Here is a 4,558-nt window from a genome sequence, read left to right on the forward strand (position 1 = left end):
CCCATCGACACCGAGAACATCGGCGCGGAACAACTCGCCACGGTCCAGGCGCTCCACGATGAGGTCGCCGCCGCCCATGGTCCCCTCGACGCGGTGGTTTCCACCGACGGCGACAGCGACCGGCCCTTGATTTTGGGGGTCGAGGACGGGAAGGTCCGGTTCTTCGGCGGCGATTTGGTGGGCATGGTCACGGCGGAATATCTAGGCGCGGACGCGGCGGTCGTGCCCATCAGTTGCAACGACGCCATCGACCGGGGCGCTTTGAAAGACATGGTGGAGCCAAAGACCCGCATCGGTTCGCCCTTCGTCATCGCCGGGATGGAGGTGGCCTGTGCCCGTGGCAAACAGGCGGTGTGCGGCTGGGAGGCCAACGGCGGCTTCCTGACCGGCTCCGACATCCGCCGCGCCGGTCAAACCCTGACGGCGCTGCCCACGCGGGACGCGGTGTTGCCCATCGTGGCCGTGCTGTCCGCCGCGAGGGCGCGGGGCGTGCGCTTGACCGAGCTGTTCGCCCGTCTGCCGAAGCGCTACAGCCGGGCCGCGCTCATCAAGGAATTCCCGAGGGCGCGTAGCGTGCGAATCATCGAGCGCTTTTCACCCGTTAATCCCGCAATCCGGGAGGCGACATTCGCGCCGGATGGGACGCGGGCGCTGGATGAGTCGCGCCGGGAATTGGCGGTGCCCGCCGCCGAGCTTGCGGCGATGGACGCCATCCGGGACGCGCTGGCGGGGTTCTTCGGGGCGGAGGCGGGGTTCGGGGCAATCACCGCCATCAATTATGTGGACGGCGTGCGCATTTATTTCGGCAATGGCGATGTGGCCCATCTGCGGCCCTCGGGCAATGCCGACGAGTTGCGTATCTACGCCGTCGCGGACAGTCAGGCACGGGCGGATGCCATTGCTGCCCTCGCCGTGGCGGAGCCGGAGGGAGTTTTGCGGCGGTTGGAGCGGGCGGTGTGTTTGTAGGTGGGGCCGATGACGGGCGGGCTATTGCGGCGCCTCCCAAGATAAGGGAGGCGCGTTGCTCGCTCAGGACGGATTAAGCCGCCTTATGTCGCTTTCCATGGCCGTTCGGAGCGGTGGATTCGCTGGCCTCTTGGCGCGTTGCCTTGATTTGTGCGTCTGCCGCTTTCCGCGCCATGTTTTTCATTTCAGCCGAGGCAAAACGCGCCAAGGTTTGGCGAATAAGCGTTTGGTAGTGAATTCCGTGGAAGTCGCCAAGAAACTTGAAGTCCTCGACGAGTGAATTTGGCAGGCGGATGGAAATGATCCGCAAGTCGAGTGCGTCATCTATGGCCTGTTGCTGCTCCGGCGTCAGATTAACAGCCCGAACCGCGTTTTCATCCTGCCCCAATTCGCCCGCGTCCCAGCGGTTGTCGTTTTCGATGGCTTCGACGATGGCCGCGTTATTCATGGCTCAAGTTCCTCATGCGTATTTGTTGTAAATCCGAGCCTCGTCCTTGTTCGGGTCGTAGGCGGTCTTGACCGCAACGGTGCCGTCCGCTAATAAAACAAAAACCACCTTTAATTTGCGCCTCATAAAGATGTCTGAAATAAACCACTATGTGGGCGGAATTGTGCGGTTTTGATCCCGCGTGCCCTCCAAAACCTTGCGGTCCCAGGTGGCGAAGCATTGCTCACTCATCGCGGCTTACAGGAGGACTCTTGTTTGCCAGCTTGGTTCTGATTTTTTCTGATATGAGCAGCTTCATATTGGCCTACCCCAGCCGTTCCGACTTCGGTTCCCGCAGCAGCAAATTATTGACGGCCTCCAGCGGCGGCAGCCCTTCGTACAGAACCCGGTAGGTCTGCTCGGTGATCGGCATGTCGATGCCGTGTCGAAGGGCCAGTTGGTGGACGATCTTGGCGGTGTGGATGCCCTCGATTTCCTGGCCGATGCGGGCGACCACGGCCTCCCGCGTTTCCCCCCGGCCCAGCCCGAGCCCGAAGCGGCGGTTGCGGGATTGGTCGTCGGTGCTGGTGAGGATAAGGTCGCCTATACCTGCGAGGCCCATCAGGGTTTCCCGCTGTCCACCCAGGGTCAGGCCCAGCCGCATCATTTCCGCGAGGCCACGGGTGATGAGCGCGGCGCGGGCGTTGGCGCCGAAGCCTAGGCCATCGGCCACACCGGCGGCGATGGCGAGGACGTTCTTGACGGCGCCGCCCAATTGCACGCCCACGATGTCCTCGCTGGTGTAGGCTCGGAACCGATTGTTGTGCAACAGGTTGGCGAGGAGCGCGGCGAACTCGGCTTGCTGGGAAGCCACGGTGATGGCGGTGGGTTGGTTGGCCGCCACTTCGCCCGCGAAGGTGGGGCCGGACAGCGCGGCGGTCGGCACGCTGGAACCCAGCACGGCCCCCGCCACTTCATGCAGCAGTCGGCCTGTTTCAAGCTCCAAGCCCTTGGTGGCCCAGGCGATTTTGGCGTGGGCGGGCAGGTGCGGCTGGATGGTTTTCAGCAAGCCCGCGAAGGCGTGGCTGGGGACAACGACGAGTTGGATGTCGGCGGTCATGACCGCGAGGGCCAGATCGTCCGTCGGGGTGAGATTGTCGGGGAAGGGCGCGTCGGGCAGATAGCGCCGGTTGCGGCGCTCGGCCCGGAGCGCGGCGATGTGCTCGGGGTGGTGGCCCCACAGGCTGACCCGGTGTCCGTTCCGGGCCAGCAGTATCGCGAGCGCGGTGCCCCAGGAGCCCGCGCCCAATACCGATACGTTTGCCATGCGGGGACGGTCAGTGGCTGGTGGCGGACTCGGCCTGCTGTTGGGCCTGTTGCAGATGCTGGGCGTAGAGCGCGTCGAAATTGACCGGCGCCAGCAGCATGGGGGGGAAGCCGCCCCGGACGACCAAGTCGGACACGGTTTCCCGCGCATAGGGGAACAGCAGGTTGGGGCAGTAGGCGCCCAGCAGGTGGCCGTATTCCTGGTCGGAGAAGCCCGCCGCCGAGAAAATGCCCGACTGGCAGACCTCGACCAGATAGGCGGTCTTGTCGCCCACCTTGGCGGTCAGGGTCACGGTCAGGTTGACCTCGAAAACGCCGTCCTGAAGCTGCCGGGCGTTGCTCGCCAGGTTGAACTCCATCTTCGGTTCCCATTGCAGGGTGAAGACTTCCGGGGAATGGGGGGTTTCGAAGGAAACGTCTTTGACATAAATCTTTTGCAGCCCGAACTGGCGTTCGGCCTGATTAACTTCTTCGGCCATGATGATCCTTTAAGGGTGAGGGTTTAAGGGAAGGAGCGTAAAAAGAAGTGGCGGGCGCGGTTACTTGCGTTTCTTGGTGACCGGAAGCTTGTCTTCTTCCCAGGCGATTATGCCGCCCTTCATTTCGAATATCTGGGTGAAGCCCAAGCCGGAAAGCTTCTTGCAGGCCGTCGGCGAGCGGGTGCCGGATTGGCAGGTCACGATCACGGGCTTGCCCTTATAGGCCTCCAGCTCGTGGGCGCGTTCTTCGACTTTGCCCAGGGGAATGTGCCGGGCGCCTTCGATGTGCCCTTGGGAAAATTCATGGGTCTCGCGCACATCCACCACGACCGTGTTTTCGTCGTTCATCAGGACCACGGCCTCCATGGGGGACACCGTTTTGTGCTTCCTGAACGCGCTGTCGAACAAGTCTTGAATCAATAGGATGGTGCAAATGAACAAGCCGCTGGCCATGATCCAGTGGTTGCCGATGAATTCCAAAAGCCGGTCTGGTGTTACGTTCATGCTGAGTGATTGGATAGGGGGTCTCGGTGATGGCAGAACACTTCCTTCATCAACCCGATCAATTGCAGGGTGCGTTCGTCATCCACGTAATAGTACACGCGATTGGCGTCCTTCTTACAGGCGAGAATGCCTTTGTCCCGCAATATCCCGAGGTGCTGGGAAATATTGCTTTGGGTCGTGCCGACATGTTCCACGATTTCTTGGACGCTGACCTTGTTGTTGCCCAGAATGCAAAGTATTTTGAGCCGCAACGGATGAGACATAGCTTTCAGGCAATGGGCCGCCTGGGCAATATCGTCATCTTCCGTGATGAGTGTTTCGTCCTCCTGGGGATGCGTCATTGCAGGCCTCGCCATGTAAGATTGTGTTCGCTGTTTGGAGTGCGGCGGCACACGACGGGCACCCGGAAAAGGTTTAGAATCGTAGTCGGAAATTCAGCCGCGCCAAGCGAGGGGCTGCCTGCCCTCGCCCGCGTTTAGCCTAACAGAACGGTGGATTATACGTTGAACTCGAATTGGCCTAAACCCGTCGCCCCCATGCGTTGGCCTGGTTTCGGCGGTGAATGGGCCAAGCGCCGCGACGCCAGGGGCGATCCGGCGCAGAGATGACCCATTCCGAGGCGTCTCCATTGAGCCACCAGGATTTTTTCTGCCCCATAGCCTTTCTAATGCAAACCCTTGATCGAAGCCGGGCTAGGTGCCATCAACACATGGCCCGCCCACCGAGAACAGGGCTTGCGCTTCCGGCATGAAGCTTTCTGATCCATCCCGCTTGATCCCAACCAATGCCGCCCGCGTCCTCGCGGCGGCGGGGCTGATTTTGGCCGGGTCCGCCGCGCGGGCGGCGGACCCGGCCG

General features: G+C 61.9%; 5 protein-coding genes and 1 pseudogene. 1 reads left to right on the top strand and 5 read right to left on the bottom strand.

The genetic code is table 11. The features are described 5' to 3' along the window. A pseudogene (locus tag ACXWUF_RS19055) lies at positions 1–966 on the top strand (hypothetical protein); the annotation flags it as partial. Between the two features lie 73 nt (positions 967–1,039). Here ACXWUF_RS19055 and ACXWUF_RS19060 read toward each other — a convergent pair. From ACXWUF_RS19060 to ACXWUF_RS19080, 5 genes are all read right to left on the bottom strand, one after another. After that, positions 1,040–1,414, bottom strand: a complete 375-nt coding sequence (locus ACXWUF_RS19060) for a hypothetical protein (RefSeq protein WP_458496164.1) — start codon at positions 1,412–1,414, stop codon at positions 1,040–1,042. A 304-nt stretch (positions 1,415–1,718) separates the two neighbouring features. After that, complete coding sequence (locus tag ACXWUF_RS19065; RefSeq protein ID WP_458496165.1) at positions 1,719–2,720, bottom strand: NAD(P)H-dependent glycerol-3-phosphate dehydrogenase; 1,002 nt, start codon at positions 2,718–2,720, stop codon at positions 1,719–1,721. A 10-nt stretch (positions 2,721–2,730) separates the two neighbouring features. Further along, positions 2,731–3,198 carry a protein-export chaperone SecB gene (secB, locus tag ACXWUF_RS19070; protein ID WP_458496166.1) on the bottom strand — a complete coding sequence of 156 codons (468 nt, stop codon included), beginning with the start codon at positions 3,196–3,198 and terminating at the stop codon, positions 2,731–2,733. 60 nt (positions 3,199–3,258) lie between these two features. Then, complete coding sequence (locus ACXWUF_RS19075; RefSeq protein WP_458496167.1) at positions 3,259–3,702, bottom strand: rhodanese-like domain-containing protein; 444 nt, start codon at positions 3,700–3,702, stop codon at positions 3,259–3,261. Continuing rightward, the gene (locus tag ACXWUF_RS19080; RefSeq protein ID WP_458496168.1) at positions 3,699–4,043 is read right to left on the bottom strand and encodes an ArsR/SmtB family transcription factor; all 345 of its coding nucleotides are present in this window, start codon (positions 4,041–4,043) and stop codon (positions 3,699–3,701) included. Before ACXWUF_RS19080 ends, ACXWUF_RS19075 begins: the two co-directional genes overlap by 4 nt. Positions 4,044–4,558: the final 515 nt, after the last annotated feature.

Source organism: Methylomagnum sp. (genome assembly GCF_054333355.1).